Source organism: Dactylosporangium sp. CA-052675, from assembly GCF_050947935.1.
Classification (GTDB): Bacteria; Actinomycetota; Actinomycetes; order Mycobacteriales; family Micromonosporaceae; genus Dactylosporangium.
On record NZ_CP192010.1, the window covers coordinates 5,081,989 to 5,100,592 of the forward strand.

20 protein-coding genes are annotated in these 18,604 nt (G+C 73.9%); 7 read left to right on the forward strand and 13 right to left on the reverse strand.

The features are described 5' to 3' along the window. Positions 1–18 precede the first annotated feature (18 nt). Positions 19–405: an alpha/beta hydrolase fold domain-containing protein gene (locus ACQP1P_RS23440; RefSeq protein ID WP_433089462.1), complete on the forward strand. Its 387-nt coding sequence runs from the start codon at positions 19–21 to the stop codon at positions 403–405. A 9-nt stretch (positions 406–414) separates the two neighbouring features. Then, positions 415–1,887 carry a tetratricopeptide repeat protein gene (locus tag ACQP1P_RS23445; protein ID WP_433089464.1) on the forward strand — a complete coding sequence of 491 codons (1,473 nt, stop codon included), beginning with the start codon at positions 415–417 and terminating at the stop codon, positions 1,885–1,887. A 25-nt stretch (positions 1,888–1,912) separates the two neighbouring features. Here the strand turns inward: ACQP1P_RS23445 and ACQP1P_RS23450 are convergent, their stop codons facing one another. The 8 genes from ACQP1P_RS23450 to ACQP1P_RS23485 are packed head-to-tail and all read right to left on the reverse strand — an operon-like array spanning position 1,913 to position 8,427. Then, positions 1,913–2,788 (reverse strand): hypothetical protein, encoded by an 876-nt coding sequence (locus ACQP1P_RS23450; RefSeq protein WP_433090092.1) that lies wholly within the window; start codon positions 2,786–2,788, stop codon positions 1,913–1,915. 17 nt (positions 2,789–2,805) lie between these two features. After that, the gene (locus ACQP1P_RS23455) at positions 2,806–3,741 is read right to left on the reverse strand and encodes a sulfotransferase family protein (RefSeq protein ID WP_433089466.1); all 936 of its coding nucleotides are present in this window, start codon (positions 3,739–3,741) and stop codon (positions 2,806–2,808) included. After that, a complete protein-coding gene (locus ACQP1P_RS23460; protein ID WP_433089467.1) occupies positions 3,738–4,574 on the reverse strand; it encodes a TauD/TfdA dioxygenase family protein in 837 nt (278 codons plus the stop codon). The genes ACQP1P_RS23455 and ACQP1P_RS23460 overlap by 4 nt, the downstream gene beginning before the upstream one ends. Further along, positions 4,571–5,353: an ABC transporter ATP-binding protein gene (locus ACQP1P_RS23465; RefSeq protein WP_433089469.1), complete on the reverse strand. Its 783-nt coding sequence runs from the start codon at positions 5,351–5,353 to the stop codon at positions 4,571–4,573. The genes ACQP1P_RS23460 and ACQP1P_RS23465 overlap by 4 nt, the downstream gene beginning before the upstream one ends. Next, a complete protein-coding gene (locus ACQP1P_RS23470) occupies positions 5,337–6,368 on the reverse strand; it encodes a taurine ABC transporter substrate-binding protein (RefSeq protein ID WP_433089470.1) in 1,032 nt (343 codons plus the stop codon). Before ACQP1P_RS23470 ends, ACQP1P_RS23465 begins: the two co-directional genes overlap by 17 nt. 14 nt (positions 6,369–6,382) lie before the next feature. Next, entirely contained in the window at positions 6,383–7,174 is a 792-nt protein-coding gene (locus tag ACQP1P_RS23475; protein WP_433089472.1) for an ABC transporter permease, read from the reverse strand. After that, positions 7,171–8,268 (reverse strand): YeiH family protein, encoded by a 1,098-nt coding sequence (locus ACQP1P_RS23480; protein WP_433089474.1) that lies wholly within the window; start codon positions 8,266–8,268, stop codon positions 7,171–7,173. The genes ACQP1P_RS23475 and ACQP1P_RS23480 overlap by 4 nt, the downstream gene beginning before the upstream one ends. A 9-nt stretch (positions 8,269–8,277) precedes the next feature. Further along, entirely contained in the window at positions 8,278–8,427 is a 150-nt protein-coding gene (locus ACQP1P_RS23485) for a hypothetical protein (RefSeq protein ID WP_433089476.1), read from the reverse strand. 395 nt (positions 8,428–8,822) lie between these two features. On the opposite strand from ACQP1P_RS23485, the gene ACQP1P_RS23490 reads away from it, so the two are divergent. Beyond that, positions 8,823–10,694, forward strand: a complete 1,872-nt coding sequence (locus ACQP1P_RS23490; protein ID WP_433089478.1) for a putative bifunctional diguanylate cyclase/phosphodiesterase — start codon at positions 8,823–8,825, stop codon at positions 10,692–10,694. A 51-nt stretch (positions 10,695–10,745) separates the two neighbouring features. On the opposite strand, the gene ACQP1P_RS23495 is transcribed toward ACQP1P_RS23490, so the two are convergent. Beyond that, positions 10,746–12,131 carry a cation:dicarboxylate symporter family transporter gene (locus tag ACQP1P_RS23495; protein WP_433089480.1) on the reverse strand — a complete coding sequence of 462 codons (1,386 nt, stop codon included), beginning with the start codon at positions 12,129–12,131 and terminating at the stop codon, positions 10,746–10,748. Between the two features lie 54 nt (positions 12,132–12,185). Here ACQP1P_RS23495 and ACQP1P_RS23500 point away from each other — a divergent pair, with 54 nt between their 5' ends. Genes ACQP1P_RS23500 through ACQP1P_RS23510 form a run of 3 tightly spaced genes read left to right on the forward strand, consistent with a single transcriptional unit; the run spans position 12,186 to position 14,772 of the window. Beyond that, complete coding sequence (locus ACQP1P_RS23500; RefSeq protein WP_433089482.1) at positions 12,186–13,775, forward strand: sensor histidine kinase; 1,590 nt, start codon at positions 12,186–12,188, stop codon at positions 13,773–13,775. Continuing rightward, a complete protein-coding gene (locus tag ACQP1P_RS23505) occupies positions 13,772–14,449 on the forward strand; it encodes a response regulator (protein WP_433089484.1) in 678 nt (225 codons plus the stop codon). The genes ACQP1P_RS23500 and ACQP1P_RS23505 overlap by 4 nt, the downstream gene beginning before the upstream one ends. Further along, entirely contained in the window at positions 14,449–14,772 is a 324-nt protein-coding gene (locus ACQP1P_RS23510; RefSeq protein WP_433089486.1) for a TraR/DksA family transcriptional regulator, read from the forward strand. The genes ACQP1P_RS23505 and ACQP1P_RS23510 overlap by 1 nt, the downstream gene beginning before the upstream one ends. A gap of 73 nt (positions 14,773–14,845) precedes the next feature. Here ACQP1P_RS23510 and ACQP1P_RS23515 read toward each other — a convergent pair whose 3' ends face one another. Beyond that, positions 14,846–15,235, reverse strand: coding sequence for a hypothetical protein (locus ACQP1P_RS23515; RefSeq protein WP_433089488.1), 390 nt, complete (start codon positions 15,233–15,235; stop codon positions 14,846–14,848). A gap of 113 nt (positions 15,236–15,348) precedes the next feature. Here ACQP1P_RS23515 and ACQP1P_RS23520 point away from each other — a divergent pair, with 113 nt between their 5' ends. Next, on the forward strand, positions 15,349–16,365 hold the full coding sequence (locus tag ACQP1P_RS23520) for a polysaccharide deacetylase family protein (RefSeq protein ID WP_433089490.1): 1,017 nt from the start codon (positions 15,349–15,351) through the stop codon (positions 16,363–16,365). On the opposite strand, the gene ACQP1P_RS23525 is transcribed toward ACQP1P_RS23520, so the two are convergent. From ACQP1P_RS23525 to ACQP1P_RS23535, 3 genes are read right to left on the reverse strand one after another with little or no spacing between them, the layout of a single operon-like run. Then, entirely contained in the window at positions 16,362–16,856 is a 495-nt protein-coding gene (locus ACQP1P_RS23525) for a hypothetical protein (protein ID WP_433089491.1), read from the reverse strand. The genes ACQP1P_RS23520 and ACQP1P_RS23525 overlap by 4 nt on opposite strands. Positions 16,857–16,911: 55 nt before the next feature. Next, complete coding sequence (locus ACQP1P_RS23530) at positions 16,912–17,667, reverse strand: amino acid ABC transporter ATP-binding protein (RefSeq protein ID WP_433089493.1); 756 nt, start codon at positions 17,665–17,667, stop codon at positions 16,912–16,914. Continuing rightward, complete coding sequence (locus ACQP1P_RS23535) at positions 17,667–18,557, reverse strand: amino acid ABC transporter permease (RefSeq protein WP_433089495.1); 891 nt, start codon at positions 18,555–18,557, stop codon at positions 17,667–17,669. The genes ACQP1P_RS23530 and ACQP1P_RS23535 overlap by 1 nt, the downstream gene beginning before the upstream one ends. Between the last annotated feature and the right edge of the window lie 47 nt (positions 18,558–18,604).

Sequence of the window (18,604 nt, forward strand, 5' to 3'; positions counted from 1 at the left end):
CTGCGGGCCCAGGTGCTCGTGAACCCGGCCACCGACCTGACCGGCACCGCGCTGGCGTACCCGTCGATGCGCGCCCACGCCGACAGCCCCACCCTGTCGCTGCCGCAGCTGGAGCTGTTCCTGCGCCTGGCCGTGCCGGAGGGGGCCGACGCGCGGGCCGTCTCGCCCCTGCTCGCCGAGGACCTGTCCGGGCTCGCCCCGGCGCTCGTCGTCGTGCCGGCCGACGACCCCCTCGCCGACCAGGGCCGCGCGTACGCGGACCGGCTCCGCGCGGCCGGCACGCCCGTCACGCTGGCCGAGCACCCGGGCGCCGTCCACGCGTTCCTGAGCATGCCGGGCGTGCAGCGACGGGCCAAGGCGGCGCGGGCCGAGATCGCCGCGTTCCTCCGGGAGCACCTGGCCTAAACTCCCGCGGTGACCATCACCCCCACCCCGTTCGATGCCGCCGTGGCGCTGCTGCAGGACGGCCGCCTGGTCGAGGCCGAGGCCATCATGGTGCGCGAGGCCAACGCCGTCGCCGCCCGCCACGGCGCCGGCAGTCCACAGTGGGCATCGGCCCAGTGCGACCTCGGCAACGTGCTGCTCAACGCCGACCAGCTCGGCCGGGCCGTCGAGTGCTTCCGCGCCGCGGTGTCGGTGTCGCCGCGGGACTTCCCCGGCCTGCACAAGGACCACCTGACGTACCGCAGCAACCTCGGCCTGGCCCTGCGTCTCGCCGGCCGGCTGGACGAGGCCGAGGCGGAGCTGCGCGCCGGGCTCGCCGCCCGCGAGGCGTTCTACGGCCGCGAGCACCCCGGCTACGCGTTCGGCCTCGAGCCCCTGGCCGAGCTGCTGCTGAGCCGGGGCGCCCTCCCCGCGGCGCGCGCGGCGGCCGAGGAGATGGTCGCGAACCTGTGGCGCAACGGGCACGATCGGGTCGCGGTCGCGCTGGCGCTGCGGGCCGAGATCGTGCGCGCCGCGGACCCCCGGGCCGAGGCGTTCGCCGACGCCGACCGGCTGCCCGGCCCCGTGCTCGAACAGCTGGCGCTCGCCGTGCGGCGGCGGATCGAGACCGGGGAGCCGCGGATGTACGCCGGTCTCGTCCGCGACCTGGTGCGGCTGCTGGAGGCGCGGCTCGGCCCGGACCACCGCGCCACGCTCAACGCCCTGTCGAGCCTGGCCAACCTCGGCCGCGACTGCGGTGACCAGGCCGGGCGGGTCGAGGCCATCCAGCGGGTGCTCGCCGCCTACGACCGGCAGGGCGACGCCGAGGCCGCGCTCATGGCCGCGATGGGCCTGGCCCTCGCGCACGGCGAGGCCGGCGAGACGGAGGCCGGCCTGCGCGCGTACGCGGCCGCGCACGACCGGGCCGTGCGCGTCGGCCGGCCCGAGCCGGTCAGCCAGGTGCTGCGCAACTGGGGCCTGGCCCTGCAGGAGGCCGAGCGGTTCAGCGAGGCCGAGCCGTGCCTGCGCGACGCCGTGCGGATCGCCCGGACCGGCGCCGACCCCGAGCTGCTGGGCCGCGCCCGGATCGCGCTGGGCCTGTTCCTGCAGCACCGCAACCGGCTCGGCGAGGCCCGCACCGTCATCGAGGAGGGCCTGGCCGTGCTCGACCCGGTGCACCCGGACGCGCTGGTCGGGCGCAGCCACCTCGGCGCGGTGCTCGAGGGCCGCACCTGCGGCTGCGGCGACATGCCGGGCACGGTCGCCGAGGCGTTCCGCGCGTTCGTGCTGAGCAAGCTGCCGCCGGACCTGCTCGAGGACCTGCGCGTGCGGGTCGAGGACGGCGACTTCAAGATCGAGGTGAATCTGCGCCGGGAGCCGTCACCGGCCGAGCTCGAGCGCCTCAACGGGGTCGTCCAGTCCGCCTACGCCGAGTTCCGCCGGCGCCTCGTGGCGCAGCACTGAGCGAGGACCCGGCCGGCCGGCCCGATCAGATCAACTCCGTGCGCAGCTCGTGGGCGCCGTCCTCGCGGGTCATCTCGTAGTACACGCGATGGCGGCCGTCCGGCAGGGTGACCACGCTCAGGTAGCGCAGGCCGCCCGGCGCGTGCGGCGAGGTCAGGGGCTCGGCGTCCGTCGCGGTCAGGGCGTCGAACGTGCCCGTGGCCACGCCGGTGCGCTCCTCCCAGTTCTCCTCGGCGCTCGCGCGGCCGTCGTAGGTGGCGAGCACCCCGGTCGCCGTGGGCACGATGGCCGAGACCCGGACCCCGCGGGCGTCCCAGGCGCCGGGGCGGCCGGCCAGGGCCACGCCCTGCCACTGCCAGTCGAGGCCGTCGCGGCTGGTCGCGTACCACGTCGACATGCGGTCCGCGTGCTCGTCGGACTCGAGGGGGTGGCAGGACGCCCACAGGTGCCACTGGACGCCGTCGAAGTACACCACCGGGTCCTTGACGCCGATCGTGTGGTCGCCGGGCAGGACCGTGCGGGCCGGGGCGTCGCCGAGCCCGTCCGGCGAGTCGGCCTCCAGCACGTCGACGCGCCAGTGCTTGGTGCCGGGCGTCGCCACGCTCACGTACAGCCGCCACCGGCCGTCGGGGGTCCGCACGAGCGCCGGGCGCTCGAGGGAGGCCCCGCCGAAGCGGTCCTTGTGGACCTCGGCGACGGGCGTGAACGTCACCCCGTCGCTCGAGCGGGCCACGACGTTCGCGTAGCCGCGGCCCTCGCCGACGGGGCGGCGCAGGCGGTAGGCGAGGTAGATCTCCTCGCCGTCGCGCCAGGCGCTCGGCGCGCCGGCCCAGGTGCCGGTGCCGCCGTCGGGCGGGGCGACCGCCACGGCGGAGTCGTGCAGGCGGGGCAGCGGCGGCACAGACAAGGTACGTCCCCTCACGGCTGGTAGCGGCTGGCGTGTTCGAGGCTGAGCCAGTCGGCGTACGACTCCCCGCTCACGTCCTGCAGCTTGCGGATCTCATCGGCGAAACGAGGCAGCAGGGTGGCGCGTTGCGCGGCGGTCACCCGCGGCCGCGGCCCGTGCCGGCGGTGCAGCAGGCCGAGCAGCGGGGTCCGGAAGACCTTGCGCACCGGCAGGGGAAAATGGTGCCCGATCCGCCCGCCGGTGCGCAACGCGAGGCGGATGGCGGCGTTGGCCCGCGTGTCGTCGACGAAGGCGCGCACGTTCTCCGGAGGGGCCTCGGCGAGCAGGCCGGTCTCGACGCCGAGGAAGGCGCACACGCGGTCGAGGGTCTCGGCGGGGCGGTCGCGCAGGTCGCGGTACCGCAGCAGCAGCACCCGCTCCCGGTCCACGTGGGCCAGCAGGTGCTCGAGCTGGCTGCCGTAGTGCCCGAGCCCCGTGTAGTGCCAGAACTGCGCCCAGCCGGCGGCGACGCGCCGCGGCTCGAGCTGCACGGCGCGCAGGAAGTCGGCCTCGGACTCCAGGCCGGCGCCGAACAGGTGCGCCCAGTTGGAGTGGGCGCGGTCGACCGGATCGCGCAGCACCAGGATGATCCGCACGTCCGGCAGCAGCTTCGCGATGCGGGCGTGCGAGTCCAGGTCGTGCAGGTAGAACGGGGTCGCCTCGCCGCGCAGGGCACCGGGCGGGGCCGCGTCGAACAGGGCCTCGTAGTCGGCCCGCCGCCACACGTGCTCCTGGTAGGTCTGCACGTCGCCGGGGCCGCCGCGGCGCGGCGGCGGGCCGTCGCTCAGGAAGAACTTCGGCTCCTTCACGGCGGACAGGTGCAGCCGCGGGTGCGGGGCGAGCGCCGCGTGCAGCGCGGAGGTGCCGGCCTTGGGCACCCCGGCGATGAGGAAGTCGGGGAGGCTCATGCGACCCCGCTCGGGACGTCGCCGCGCAGCGTGACGCGGTGCATGACCCGGCGCGCGGTGCCGTAGTCGCGGTTGGCGTAGTGCGCGGTGCTGCGGTTGTCCCACATCGCCACGTCGCCGACGCGCCAGCGGTGCCGCACGATGTGCTCGGGCTTCGTGAGGTGCGCGTGGAGCAGGTCGAGGATGCCGCGGCTCTCCGCCTCCGACACGCCGACGATGTGCGAGGTGAAGCCCGGGTTCACGAAGAGCCCGCGCCGGCCCGTTTCCGGGTGGACCCGCACCACCGGGTGCTCGACCGGGTCCAGGCGGGTGACCACCTCGCCGTCCCACTCGCTGCCCCGGCCGCCGCGGCGCTGGGCCAGGTAGTAGCCGAACTCGCGGTTGCCGTCGTGCACCGCGGTCAGCTCGTCGGCGAGGCGGCGCACCGGGGCGGCCAGGGACTCGTAGGCGAGCTGGCTGTCGGCCCAGCTGGTGTCGCCGCCGGTCGGCGGGAGCGTGACCGCGCGCAGGATCGAGCCCAGCGGCGGGCGGCGCATGAACGTCACGTCGGTGTGCCACACGTCGGCGAACCCGCCGTCGGCGCTGTCCAGCGCGTAGATCTCCGGATGGGCCTCGTCCACGCCGCCGACGACCGGGTGGGAGGCGGTCAGCTCGCCGAGCCGGCGGCCGAGGCGCACCTGCCCGTCGTCGTCGAGCTGCTGGTCGCGGAAGAACAGCACCTTGTGCTCGACGAGCGCGGCCCGGATGTCCGCGATGGACTCGTCGGTCGCGCGGTGCAGGTCGACGCCGAAGACCTCGGCCCCGAAGGCCGGGCCGAGCGGATCGAGTTTCATGCGGTACTCCCTTGGGGTTCCCGGGCCCGGACGGCGTGCCCGAGCTCGGCGCGGTAGGCGGCGTACTCGGGCAACCGCCGCAGCTGCTCCGGCTCGACGCCAGTGCGCGGCAGGTCGATCGGCTGGTCCAGCGCGACGCGGCCGGGCCGGTCGCTGAGCACGACGACCCGGCTGCCGAGGAACACGGCCTCCTCCACGCTGTGGGTGACGAACACGCACGTGCGGCCGCTCGCCTCGCTCACCCGCCGGAGGTCCTCCTGCAGCCGCTCGCGGGTCAGGGCGTCGAGCGCGGCGAACGGCTCGTCGAGCAGCAGCAGGGGATTCGGTACGGCCAGAGCCCGCGCGATCGCCACACGCTGCTGCTGGCCGCCCGAGACCTCCCAGGTCCGGCGCCCGGCCACGTCGTGCAGCCCGACGCGCTCCAGCAGCTGCGCGACCCGGTCGGCCCGCTCCTCGCGGGGGACCCCGGCGTAGCGCAGCGCCAGGGCCACGTTGCCGCCGACCGTCTTCCACGGCAGCAGCCGCGGGGCCTGGAACACCAGCCCCGCGCCGCGGCCCGGCACCGGCTCGGCGCCGGCGACCCGGACCCGCCCGGCGCTCGGGCGCTCGAAGCCCGCGATCAGGCGCAGCAGGGTGCTCTTGCCGCAGCCGGAGGCTCCGACGAGGACGAGGAAGGCGCCCGGGGCGACGGTGAGGCTCAGCGGGCCGAGCGCGGTCACCGGCCCGTAGCGGTGCTCGACGTCCTCGACGAGGACGGCCGGTTCAGGCGGCGAGGACACCGGGCAGGCCCTTGGTGTAGAGGGCCCGCTCGAAGACCGCCGGGTCGGGCACCGCGTCGATCTTGTGCTGGGCCTTGAGGAACCGGGCCGCGGCGAGCAGGTTCCCGGCGAGGTCCCCGGCCTTGCCCTCGGTGCCGAGCCACGCCGGCGTGGACAGGTCGGCCGGCTTGAGGAACACGCCCTGGCTCAGCTGGTGCGCGGCGTCGGCGGCGCTGATGTTCAGCTCCTTCGCGACCGCCGCGGCGGCCGCGTCCGGCTGCCCGGCGATGATGTCGAGCGCCCTCGCCTCGGCCTTGCGCCAGGCGTCGACCGCGTCCGGGTGCGCGGTCGCGAACGCGGTGGACACGACGCCGAGGTCGAGCGTCGGCTTGCCCGCGGTGGCCAGCTCGCGGCTGGAGACGAGCACCTTGCCGGTCTTCTTGAGCTCGTCCAGCGACGGCAGCCAGGTGTAGGCCGCGTCGAGGTCGCCACGGGTCCACGCGGCCTGGATGTCCTGCGGTTCCAGGTCGACGATGGTCAGCTCGGACTCCTTGACGCCGGCCCGGTCCAGCGCGGCGAGCAGGCTGTAGTGCGCGGTGGAGGCGAACGGCGTGGCGACCTTGTGCCCGCGCAGGTCGGCGACGGTGGCGATGTTCGTGCCGGTGCGGGCCACGAGCGCCTCGTTGTCGCCGGCCACGTCGAGGACGAAGGCGACCTGGTACGGGATGTTCAGCGGGGCCGACAGCCCGCGCGCGACCGGGCTGGAGCCGATGGCCGCGATGTCGACGCTGCCGGCGACGAACGCGGTGTTGATGCTGGCGCCGGAGTCGAACTTGGTCCACGTGATCCGGTAGTCGGGCAGGGCCTTTTCGAGCAGGCCCTGGTTCTTCACGATCAGGTCGCCGCTGGGGAAGGCCTGGTACGCGATCCGGATGGTCTTCTGGCTCGTGTCCGGGCTTCCGGCGGCGGCACCGTTGCCGCACGCGGCGAGGAGTGCGGTGGTGACGGCGAGGACCGCGAGACGCTTGATTCGCAAGGGGGTTCCTTCAGTCAGCTTCGTCCGCGCCACGGCATGAGGCGCTGTTCGATGAGCCGGAGCGCGCCGTCGATGGCGAGCCCGGACAGTCCGATGGCGAACAGGCCGAGCACCACCACGTCGGTCTGCGAGTAGCGCTGGGCGTCGCGGACCATGCCGCCGATGCCCGGGACGCCGTTGATGGTCTCGGCCGCCACGACGGAGGAGTACGCGATGCCGACCGCGAGCCGGATGCCGGTGAAGATCTCCGGCAGGGCGCTGGGCAGGACCACGTCGCGCACGGCCGCCCAGCGGCCGGCGCCGAGCGCGCGGACCGCCTCGACGAGCGCGGTCGGGGCCGAGCCGACGGCCGACGCGGTGGCCACGGCCACGGGCGGGAGCGCGGCGATGGACAGCAGCCACAGCTTCGGCGTCTCGTCGATGCCGAACCAGATGATGAAGAGGCTGAAGTACGCCAGCGGCGGCAGCGCCCGCACGAACGTGACCACCGGCTCGGTGACGGCCCGGACCCAGGCGACGGTGCCCATCGCGACCCCGGCGAGCAGGCCGCCCGCGACGCCGACGGCCGAGCCGATGAGGATGCGGCGCAGGCTCACGCCCAGGTGCTCGATGAGCGTGTGGCCGCTGTAGCCGTCGGTCGAGGTCTGCACGAGCCGGTGCCACACGGCGGCCGGGGCGGGGATGAACGCCGGGTTGTGCATGACGGTGGCGGTGACCTGCCACAGCACGCCCAGCGCGACGATGGGGACGAGCCGCAGACCCCAGGCCCTCGCGGCCCGCGGCGCGGTCTGGACGGCGGCCGTCATCCGAGCTCGAAGACGGCGGTCGCGCCGAGCACGAGCAGCAGCGAGGTGACGGCGACGACGGCGAGCGAGAGCGCGCCGACGATGAACGGGCGCCAGCCGCTGCGGGCGAAGGCGCGCAAGTCGGTGTTGAGCCCGACGCCGGCGAACGTCAGCAGGAACGCCCACTTCGAGACGTTGCCGAGGCTGGTGATGTCCGCCTTGGTGAACACGCCCCAGGTGGCCAGGGCCGAGACGGCGATGAAGCCGAGCACGAACTTGGGGAACTTCTCCCACAGGAACCGCGCCCGGCTGCCCTTGGCGATGGTGGCGGCCTGCCCGCGGGAGGCCCAGTACAGCGCGAAGCCGAGCACCACGAAGCCGATGAGCGCGTTGCGGGTGCTCTTCACGAGCACGGCGACGTTCTGGGCCTCGGCGCCGTAGATGGCGCCGGTGGCCGTGGTCTCCGCGGTGTTGTCGACGGCCAGGCCCGCCCAGAGCCCGAACTCGTGCTGGCTCAGGTCGAGGCCGTGGCCGATCGCCGGGAACGAGAACAGGGCGACGGCGCCGAGCGTGAGGATCGCGGCGATGGAGTAGCCGGACTCCTCGTCGTCGGCGTCGATGGCGCCCTTGCCCGCGATGATCGCGGAGACGCCGCAGATGGCGGTACCGATGGCCAGCAGCGAACCCAGCTTGCCCTTGAGCCCGAACAGCCTGCTCAGCAGCAGCACGGTGGCGACCGCGACGGTGCCGTCGATGAGGATGAGCCCGAGGCTGACCCCGCCGACCTTGGCGAGATCGCCGAGGACGAACCGGGCCCCGAGCAGCACGATGCCGACCTTCAGCCAGAACTCGTACGTGCCCACGCCCGGGCGGAAGATGGGATGCAGCCCGGCGGTGTTGGCGATGACGAGCCCGATGACGATCGCCCACAGGACGTACTCGACGTCGGGCAGGTGCGTGTGCGTGCTCGCGGCGACGACCTTGAGCTCGGCCTGGGCCCACTTGCCGGCCAGGCCGATCGCGACGAGCAGCAGCACGCCCGGCACGTAGCGCAGGACCGGGATGGCGGCGAAGCGTTCGACCCGGCCCGGCGGGTCAGCGGTCACGGCGGTCATGGCGGCGTCCTACTTGATGAGGGGGATGGTGACGCTGTCCCACGGGATGTCGGGCAGCAGGCGGGTGGCGGCGAGCACGGCGACGGCCGCGGCGACACCGACGGCGATCCAGTCGACCGAGACGCGGCGCCGCGTCTCGGTCTCCGGGTTCTCGGACATGGGGGCTCCCGGGGTTCTGGGCACGGGGAATCGCCCGGCGGCGGCCGGGTCACGGGTGCTGCGGACGGCGAGGGGCGCGGCGGTCAGACGGCTCGGGCCGGACACAGGCACGCGCAGGTCCGGCAGCAGTCGACGTACCGCCGACTGGTCAACCGGAGCGAATTCATGTCGATACGGTAGACAATAGGAGCGCCGTCGGTCAATCCCCTATCTATCTGATAGAGAATTGGCGCGGGCAGGCCCCGCCGGGCCGGATCGGCGCCGCCGGCCGTCCCGCGGCGCGACGCTGTGCTCGAACCGGCGGCAATCGTCCGTCCGCCCACCTTGCGGGAGCAATCCGGGTGCGGTCCCCGGGCCCCCTTCAAAACGTGTGAGCGCGCTCCGATGGAGGGGCCGTGAGGTCGACTGCCCGAACGAAACCCCGGGACGAGCCCGACGGCGAGTTCCGCCGGGTCGCCGGCCGGGCCATCAGCGCCATGTTCATCGCCGGCGGGCTGCTCACCCTCGGGCTCCCGCTGACGCTGTCCGGCATGGCCGCGCTCGTGGTCGGCGTCGTCGGCGTCGTCGCCATGGGCGCCGGGTTCGTGATGTGGCGCCTGCCCTGGCATCGCTGGCCCCGCCGCGCCTCGCTGTGGACGGTCGTGCCCGCGCTGCTGCTGCTCGGGGTGGGCAACTGGGCGGAGCCGGACCCGTACCTCGCCGCCATCCTCTACTTCCTGCTCGCCGTCTGGGTCGGCACCGCCCAGCGGCGCGGCACCACCCTCGCGCTCAGCCCCGCCCTCGCGATCGCGTACTGGATCCCGCTGGCGATCACGTCGCACGCGCCCGGGCTGGAGCGCTCGGTGTACTACGTCACCGCCACGTGCGTGCTGGCCGGCGAGTCCGTCGGCTGGATCACCGCGCGGCTGCACGACGTCCAGCGGCGGCTGCGCGAGCAGGCCCTGACCGAGCAGGCGTTCACCGACCAGCTGACCGGGCTGCCGAGCCGGGCGCTGCTGCTGGAGCGGGCCGAGCAGGTGCTGCTCGCGGCCGACCGCCGCGGCGGGTCCGGCGCGCTGCTGCTCATCGACCTCGACCGGTTCAAGGAGGTCAACGACACGCTCGGGCACCACAACGGGGACCTGCTGCTGCGGCAGGTCGCGGGGCGGCTCACCGGGGTGCTGCGCGAGCGCGCCACGGTGGCCCGGCTGGGCGGGGACGAGTTCGCGGTACTGCTGGCGGACATCGACGGCCCGGCGGACGCGATCGCGGCCGCGACCGAGATCACCGCCGCGCTCGACGAGCCGTTCGTGCTCGGGGGCCTGTCGCTCGAGGTGGACAGCAGCATCGGCGTGGCCGTGTACCCGGACCACGCCCGGAACTGCGCCGAGCTGCTGCGGCGCGCGGACGTGGCGATGTACGCGGCCAAGGAGGGCCACGAGCACCACGTCGTCTACGACCCCCGCTTCGACCGCCACAACCCCTACCGCCTCGGGCTGCTCGGCCAGCTCCGCCGCGCGATCGCCGCCGGCGAGCTCGTCATCTTCTACCAGCCCAAGGCCGACGCCGGCACCGGCCGGGTGCTCGGCGCCGAGGCCCTGGTCCGCTGGCAGCACCCCGAGCACGGCCTGCTCGGCCCGAACGAGTTCATCCCCATCGCCGAGACGACGGGCCTGATCCGGCAGCTCACCTCGTACGTCCTGGAGACCGCCCTCCGCGACTGCCACGCCTGGCGCGCGGCCGGCCACGACATCTCCGTGTCGGTGAACGTGTCCGCCCGCTGCCTGCTCGACCTGGAGCTGCCCGAGGAGATCCGGCGCCTCACCGAGGAGCACGACGTGCCCGCCGACCGGCTCGTCGTGGAGATCACCGAGAGCGTCATCATGACCGACCCGGACCGCGCCCTGCAGGTGCTCGACCGCCTGCACGCGCTCGGCGTGCGCCTGTCGATCGACGACTTCGGCACCGGCTACTCGTCGCTGGCGTACCTCAAGAACCTCCCGGTGCAGGAGCTCAAGGTCGACCGCTCCTTCGTGACCCACATGCGCGAGCGCACCAGCGAGCTCGCGATCGTGCGCTCCACCGTGGACCTCGGCCACAACCTGGGCATGCAGGTGGTCGCCGAGGGCGTCGAGGACGCGGCCACGTGGGAGCAGCTGCACGCCCTCGGCTGCGACGAGATCCAGGGCTACTACCTGGGCCGCCCGATGCCCTCCGGCGAGGTCGTGACCTGGCTCGGCACCCGCGCGCTGGCCACCCACGGCACGGCGGCGCTCGGCGTGCGCTGACGCCGGAGCACCCCGGGGGCGAGCGGAGCCACCGCTCGCCCCCGGGGGTGCTCAGACCGCCGCCTCGGTCCTCGGGGCGGGGGGCGGCGCCGGCTCCCCGGCGTCCGCGGGGCGCGGGGTGTGGTCGTCGACCATGGTGCGCTCGTCGAACGGCAGGCGGCCCGCCAGGACCTCGTCGCAGCGGGCGCGGTCGAAGTCGTGCGTCCACCGGCCGACCAGGATCGTGGCCACCGCGTTGCCCGCGAAGTTCGTCAGGGCCCGGGCCTCCGACATGAAGCGGTCGATGCCCACGATCAGGCCCACGCCGTCGACGAGCTCGGGGCGGTGCGCCTGCAGGCCGCCGGCGAGCGTCGACAGGCCGGCGCCCGTCACGCCCGCGGCGCCCTTCGACGCGATGATCATGAAGAGCAGGAGGGAGATCTGCTGGGGGATGCTCAGCGGCCGGCCGAGCGCGTCGGCGATGAACAGCGACGCCATGGTCAGGTAGATCGCGGTGCCGTCGAGGTTGAAGGAGTAGCCGGTCGGCACGGTCAGCCCGACGACCGTGCGCGAGACGCCGGCGTGCTCCATCTTGGCGATGAGCCGCGGCAGCGCGGACTCCGACGACGAGGTGCCCAGGATGAGCAGGAACTCCCGCGCGAGGTACCTCAGCAGCCGCAGGATGTTCACCCCGGCCACCGCGCGCAGGATGACGCCGAGCACCACGAACACGAAGATCGCGCAGGTCAGGTAGAAGCCGGCCATGATCTGCAGCAGGCTCTCGATGGCGCTCCAGCCCCCGGCGCCGACGACCGCCGCGATGGCGCCGAACGCGCCGATCGGCGCCAGCCACATGATCATGGCGAGCACGCGGAAGACGAGCTTCTGCAGGTGGCCGATGCCGGCCAGGATCTTCTGCCCCGACTCGCCGATCGTGTGCAGCGCGAAGCCGGTCAGCAGCGCCACGAGCAGCGCCTGCAGCACCTGGCCCGAGGTCAGCGACGACAAGAAGCTGGTCGGGATGACGCCGAGCAGGAAGTCGGTCGTCGAGCCGGAGCCGCTCTGCGCCTGCTTCTCCGCGGCCGCCTTCGCCGCCTCGGTCAGGTGCAGGTTCGAGCCGGGCTGCAGGATGTTGCCCACGACGAGGCCGATCGCGAGCGCCACGGTCGACATGACCAGGAAGTAGCCCAGGGCCAGGCCGCCGACCCGGCCGACGCGGGCCAGCCGGCGCACCGAGCCGATGCCGAGCACGATGGTGCAGAAGATGATCGGGCTGATCATCATCCGGATGAGGGCGACGAAGCCGGTGCCGAGCGGCTTCATCTCCAGCGCCGCCTTGGGCGCGAGGAGGCCGAACGCGGCGCCGGCGACGACGGCGACGATCACGGCCAGATACAGCAGATGGGTTCGGTCCCGCCGCCGGGCGGGGGCGGCCGCGGTGGTGTCTGGGGGCGTCATACCGCGAGCATGCGAGCCACAGTGACCCCGGTCACTATTGAGTACATTGCGTACATGTCCCCGCGCCGCTGGAGCCTCGCCCGTCAGCTGCTCGGCCTCCAGCTGACCGTCATCACCGTGCTGGTCGCCGGCACCCTCGGCGGCGCGTACGTGCAGGCCGAGCGGGCCAGCCTCGACGCCGCCCGGCAGAAGGTCCTCGGCATCGCGTGGAGCGTCGCCGACTCGCCCGCCGTGCGCGACGGGCTCGCGGCCCCCGACCCGACCGCCGTCCTGCTGCCGCTGGCCGACCAGCTCAACCGCGACGCCGGGACCGACTTCGTGGTCATCATGACGACGGGCGGCATCCGGTACACCCATCCGGACCGTCGCCAGATCGGCGGGCACTTCCTCGGCACCATCGACCCCGCGGTCCAGGGCCGGCCCCTCACCGAGACCTACACCGGCACGCTCGGCCCGTCGATGCGGGCCGTCGTCCCGGTGCGCGCCGGCGACCGGATCGCCGGGCTGGTCTCGGTCGGCATCCGGCTCACCTCGGTCGCCCGGCAGGTCCGCGGCCGCATCCCGTCGCTGCTCGTGACCGCCGCCCTGGCGATGCTGCTCGCCGGGGCCGGCTCCTGGCTGGTGAGCCGGTGGCTGCGCCGGCAGACCCACGACCTCGGGCCGGCGGAGCTGGCGCGGATGTACGAGTTCTACGACGCCGTCCTGCACGCCGTGCGCGAGGGCCTGCTCCTGCTCGACCGGCACGGCCGCCTGCTGCTCGCCAACGACGAGGCCCGGCGCCTGCTGGCGCTCGGCGAGGAGGCGCTGGGCCGGCCGATCGGCGAGGCCGGGCTGCCCGCCGCGCTCGGCGGTGCGCTGGCCGAGGGCCGGGCCCGCACCGACGAGATCCACCTGGCCGGCGACCGGGTGCTCGTCATCAACCAGGCGCCCGCGAGCACCGCCGGCGCCGGCGCGCCGCTCGGCACCGTGGTGACCCTGCGCGACCACACCGACCTGCAGGCGCTCACCGGCGAGCTCGACTCGGTGCGCGGCTTCGCCGAGTCGCTGCGCGCCCAGGCCCACGAGGCCGCGAACCGCCTGCACACCATGCTCTCCCTGATCGAGCTGGGCCGCACCGGGGAGGCGATCGCGTTCGCCGCCAACGAGCTGGCGGTCGCGCAGCGGCTCACCGACCGGGTGGTGGGGGCCGTGCGCGAGCCGGTGCTGGCGGCGCTGCTGCTCGCCAAGGCGGCGCAGGCCGCCGAGCGCGGCGTGGACCTCGAGGTCGCGGCCGATGCGGAGGTGCCGGAGTCGGCCCTCCCGCCCGGAGACCTCGTGACGATCGTGGGCAACCTGCTGGACAACGCCATCGACGCCGCCGTCGCCGCCCCGCCCCCGCGCCGGGTCGAGTTCGCCGCGCTGCACCGCGGCGGCGCGCTGGTGCTGCGCGTGGCCGACAGCGGCCCCGGCCTCGACCCCGCCGACGTCGCCCGCGCCTTCGAGCGCGGCTGGTCGACGAAGCCCGCGGCCGGAGCGCTCATGGGCCGCGGCCTCGGCCTGGCCCTCGTCGGGCAGGCGGTGCACCGCCACGGCGGCGGCATCGACGTGGACGGGGCCGCGTTCACCGTCCGGCTGCCGATGCGCACCACGGCGGTCGCGCCGTGATCCGGGTGCTCGTGGTCGAGGACGAGCCCATCGCGGCCGACGCGCACGTCATGTACGTCGAGCGCATCCCCGGCTTCGCGGTGGCCGCCCGCGCCGCGACGGCCGCGGAGGCGCTGCGCGTGCTCGTGAAGGAGCGGGTCGACCTGGTCCTGCTGGACATGAACCTTCCGGACATGCACGGGATGGACCTGGTGCGCGCGATGCGGGCGGCCGGGCACCCCGCCGACGTCATGGCCGTGACCTCGGCCCGGGACCTGGACGTCGTGCGCGCCGCGGTGTCGCAGGGCATCGTGCACTACCTGCTCAAGCCGTTCGCCTTCGCCGCGCTGCGGGAGAAGCTGGAGCGCTACCGGCAGTACCGGACCCGGATCGCGCGCACGGAGTCCGTCGCGGACCAGGGCGAGGTCGACGGGCTCCTGGAGACCCTGCGCGGCCAGTCCCCGAACCACCTGCCGAAGGGGATGAGCCCCGAGTCGCTCGCGGCCGTCGCGGAGCTGATCCGCACGGCGTCCGGCGGCCTCTCCGCCGCCGAGGTCGCGCAGTCGTTGCAGGCCTCACGGGTGACCGCGCGGCGGTATCTTGAGTATCTGGCCGAGCGCGGCGCCGCGGCCCGCCACCTGCGCTACGGCACCGGCGCGGGCCGCCCGGAGGTGGAGTACCGCTGGATACCGTGATGCGCGAGGAGCTGCGGCGCCGCCGGGACGCGGCCGCGGCCGAGATCGTCGCGCTCGAGGCCGACCTGCGCGCCGTGTTCGAGGCGTCCCGCGAGTCCAACGCCGACGACGAGCACGACCCCGAGGGCAGCACCATCGCCTACGAGCGCGCCCAGCTCACCGCGGTCCTGGACGCCACCCGCCGGCGCCTCGCCGACCTCGACGACGCCCTGGCGCGCCTGGACGCGGGCACCTACGGCGTCTGCGAGCGCTGCGGCCGCCCGATCCCGCCCGAGCGCCTGCTGGCCCGCCCGGCCGCCCGCACCTGCGTCGCCTGCGCCTGAACACGCAGCACGGCCGGTCACCCCTCCACAGGAGACCGGCCGTGCTGCTGCTGCGGGTTGCCCGCCGGGGAGGTCAGTTCGCGGCCTCGAGCTCGGCGTCGGTGCCGCTGAACATGGTGCCGCTCTGGAAGCCGGTGGCGAAGCGCTCCTTGAGCATGTCGAGTTCGGCGAACTGGGCCTGGTGGGAGGACTCGGAGCCTTCGGCGGCGAAGACGTGGTCGTCGACGGACGCGTCGTGGGAGTAGTTGGTGTAGTCGTCGGACTCGTAGTGCACGGCGCCGGGGGCGTCGTACTCGACGTGGTGGCCCTGCGAGAAGTCGGTGGACTCGGCGGCGGAGTGGTCCTGCTCGTACACGCCGAACTGGCTGTTGTAGTCGGCCTCGGAACCCTCGGCCTGGTGCAGCTGGTCCAGCTCGCCGCTCTCCTGGCCCGCCTCGTACTGCCCGTAGTCGACGTCGCTCATGGCTATCTCCCTGCATCAAAGTTCGTTTTGGTGGTACCGGGAACAGTAGGGAACCCGGGAACCGCGCAAATCCCGGAAACGTGCCACCCGCCGGCGCACCTAGACTGCTTCGCATGGTGTTCGCCGGAGTTGCCTGGACCGCCGACGGGTACGAGATCGAGGTGGCCGGCGAGGACGGCCGGACGCTCGCGCGGCAGCGGGCGCGGACCCCGGGCGAGGTCGTCGCGGCGCTGCTGGCCGTCGGGCGGGACGTCGCCGTGGTCTTCGACAGCACCAACGGCACCGTCGAGGGCGGACTGCTCGGCGCCGGCTTCCCGGTGTACCGCGCCGACCCGGACCAGCTGCCCGGGCGCCCCGCGTTCGGGTCGGTCACCGCAGCCGCGCTCGCCGACGCCGGTCGCCGCCGCGCGTCCGGCCTCGCGCGCCTCGCGCCCGGCGGCGGGGCGCTCGACGGGCGCGGCGAGGAGTACAGCCGCGGCATCGCGGCCAGCGCCGCGGCCGAGGCGGCGCTGGCCCGCGCGGGACGGTTCCTCGCGCACGGTGCCCGGGACCGGCCGCAGATCGCGCTCACGTTCGACGACGGGCCCTGCCCGCCGTACACCCGCGGGATCCTCGGCGTCCTCGCGCGCTACGACGTGCGGGCCACGTTCTTCTGCGTCGGGCTGCACGCCGCCGCGCACCCGGACGAGGTGGCCCGCATCGTCGACAGTGGACACCTCGTGGCCAACCACTCGTGGTCGCACCCGTTCCTGCCCGACCTCTCGCGGCCCGAGCTCGCCGGGCAGGTCGAGCGGACGGACGAGGCGCTGGCGCGGGCGGGCGCGGCGGCCTCGGTGTACTTCCGGCCGCCGTACGGCTCCCGCACGCCCGAGGTGCTCGGCTGGCTCGCCGCGCAGGGGTCGGTGGTCACCCTGTGGGACGTGGAGTCCGGCGACTGGGCGTGCCCGGGGGCCGACGCGATCGCCCGCCGTACCCTTGACAAGGCCACGGCGGGCTCGATCGTCCTGCTGCACGACGGGGGCGGCGACCGCTCCCAGACCGTGCAGGCGCTGCCGGCCATCGTCGAGTCACTGCTGAGCGACGGCTACGACCTGGTCACCGTCGACGGCCTCGGTCAGGCCCTGTCCTAGGCGTTGGACTTGGGCAGGCCCGGCGGGTTCACCAGCGAGGTCGGCACGGCCTCGGTGTCGAGGTTGTACGCGGCGAGCCACTGCTGGTACTGGCCGTTCTGGATCAGGTAGTTGATGGCGTCGGCCACGGCCTTGATGAGCCCGTTGTCCTTCCTGGTGGTCGCGGCGATCAGCCCCTGCAGCGACTCGCCCGCGCCCGAGTAGACCCCGGCGTTGCGCACGGCGTCGGCGGTGCCCTGGGTCTGGGTGATCTGGAAGGCGATGCCGGGGTTGGGGCCGAAGTACGCGTCGATCTGCCCGGACACGAGGGCCTTGAAGGTGCTCGGCGTGTCGGCGAAGTACTTGATGTCCAGCGTCTTGCCCGCGGCCTTGAGCCTGTCCTGCCAGGCGACCAGGATCTTCTCCTGGTTGGTACCCGCGCCGACGGCGACCTTGAGCCCGGCGAGCCTCGTGTAGTCCTTGCCGAAGGTCCAGGTGTTGCTCGCCTTCACCGCGAAGCCGAGGTTGTCCTGGCGGCTGCCACTCGCTTCACGGCTCTCCTTGGGGTTACAGCACTTTGGCGAGGAACTCGCGAGTGCGGGACTGTCGGGGGTTGGCGAGCACCTCGGCCGGCGGGCCCTGCTCGACGATCACGCCCTCGTCGATGAAGACGACGGTGTCGGCGACCTCACGGGCGAAGCCGATCTCGTGGGTGACGATGACGAGCGTGGTGCCGAGCTCGGCCAGCCGCCGGATCACCGACAGCACCTCGCCGACGAGCTCGGGGTCGAGCGCGGACGTGGGCTCGTCGAACAGCAGCAGGCTCGGCTCCAGCGCCAGGGCCCGGGCGATCGCGACGCGCTGCTGCTGCCCGCCGGACAGCTGCCTGGGGTAGGCGTCGCCGCGGTCGCCGAGCCCGACCCGGGCCAGCAGCTCGATCGCCCGCTCCTGCGCGCGGGGCCTGCCGTGGGCCACGAGCGGCTCGGCGACGTTGTCGCGGGCGGTCAGGTTCGGGAACAGGTTGAAGCTCTGGGCCACGAAGCCGATCCGGGTGCGCTGGCGCCGTACCGCCCGCTCGGCAAGCTCGTGCAGGTGCGTGCCGCGGACCTCGACCCCGATGAGCTCGCCGTGCACGGCGACGTAGCCGAGGTCGGGCCGCTCGAGGTGGTTGATGGTGCGCAGCAGCGTCGACTTGCCCGAGCCCGACGGCCCGAGGATCGCGACCGTCTCGCCGGGGCGGACGGTCAGGTCGACGCCCTTGAGCACCTCCCGCGGCCCGAACGACTTGTGCACGTTGCGAATCCGCAGTGCCGGCTCGGCCATCAGAACCCCCTCCGCGCGGTGCCCCGGGCGAAGTACCGCTCGACGTAGTGCTGCACGACGGACAGGGCGGCGGTCATGACGAGGTACCAGGCCGCGCCGACGATGAGGATCGGCACCAGTGACTCGGGGTGGCGCGACTCCAGCACGAAGACCGCGCCGAAGAGGTCCAGCAGCGACACGTAGTACACGAGCGAGCTGGCCTTGATCAGGCCGATCAGCTGGTTGCCGTACGCCGGGACGATCGAGCGCAGCGCCTGGGGCAGCACGATCCGGCGCAGCTGCCGCGCCTTGGACAGCCCGAGCGCGGTGGCCGCCTCGATCTGGCCGTGCTCGACGGACAGGATGCCGCCGCGGATGACCTCGGCCGCGTAGGCCGCCTCGTTCAGGCTCAGCGCGATGACGCCGATGGCCAGCGGGGTCAGGCTGCTCGTGCGCACCTCGGCGAAGACGGGGCCCCAGGGGATGCCGACGCCGAGGCGGGGGTAGAAGTACGAGAAGTTGAAGGTGATGATCAGGAGCAGGGGCAGCGGCAGGGCGCGGAAGAACCACACGTAGGCCCAGGCCAGCCCGCCGAGGAGCGGGTTGCTCGACAGCCGCCCGAGCGCGACGAGCACGCCGAGCAGCAGCCCGAAGAGCGCGCTGAGGCCGACGACCTGCAGCGTGACCACGACGCCGTCGAGGATCGACTCGCGGGTGAAGAACGACCAGAACTTCGGCCACTCGTAGTGCTCGTTGGTGAACACGCCCACGACGAACTGGGCGAGCACGACCAGCACGGCGGCGCTGACGGCCCACCGCCACGGCCGCAGCCGCGGGGTGACCCGGCGCTGGGCCAGGATCGGGTCGAATCGGTCCTTCGGGGGCGACGGCAGGGTTGCGGTCTCGCTCATGCGAGTGCTCCATCCGGTGTGGCCGGGTTGCTGGAGGGGACGGCGGG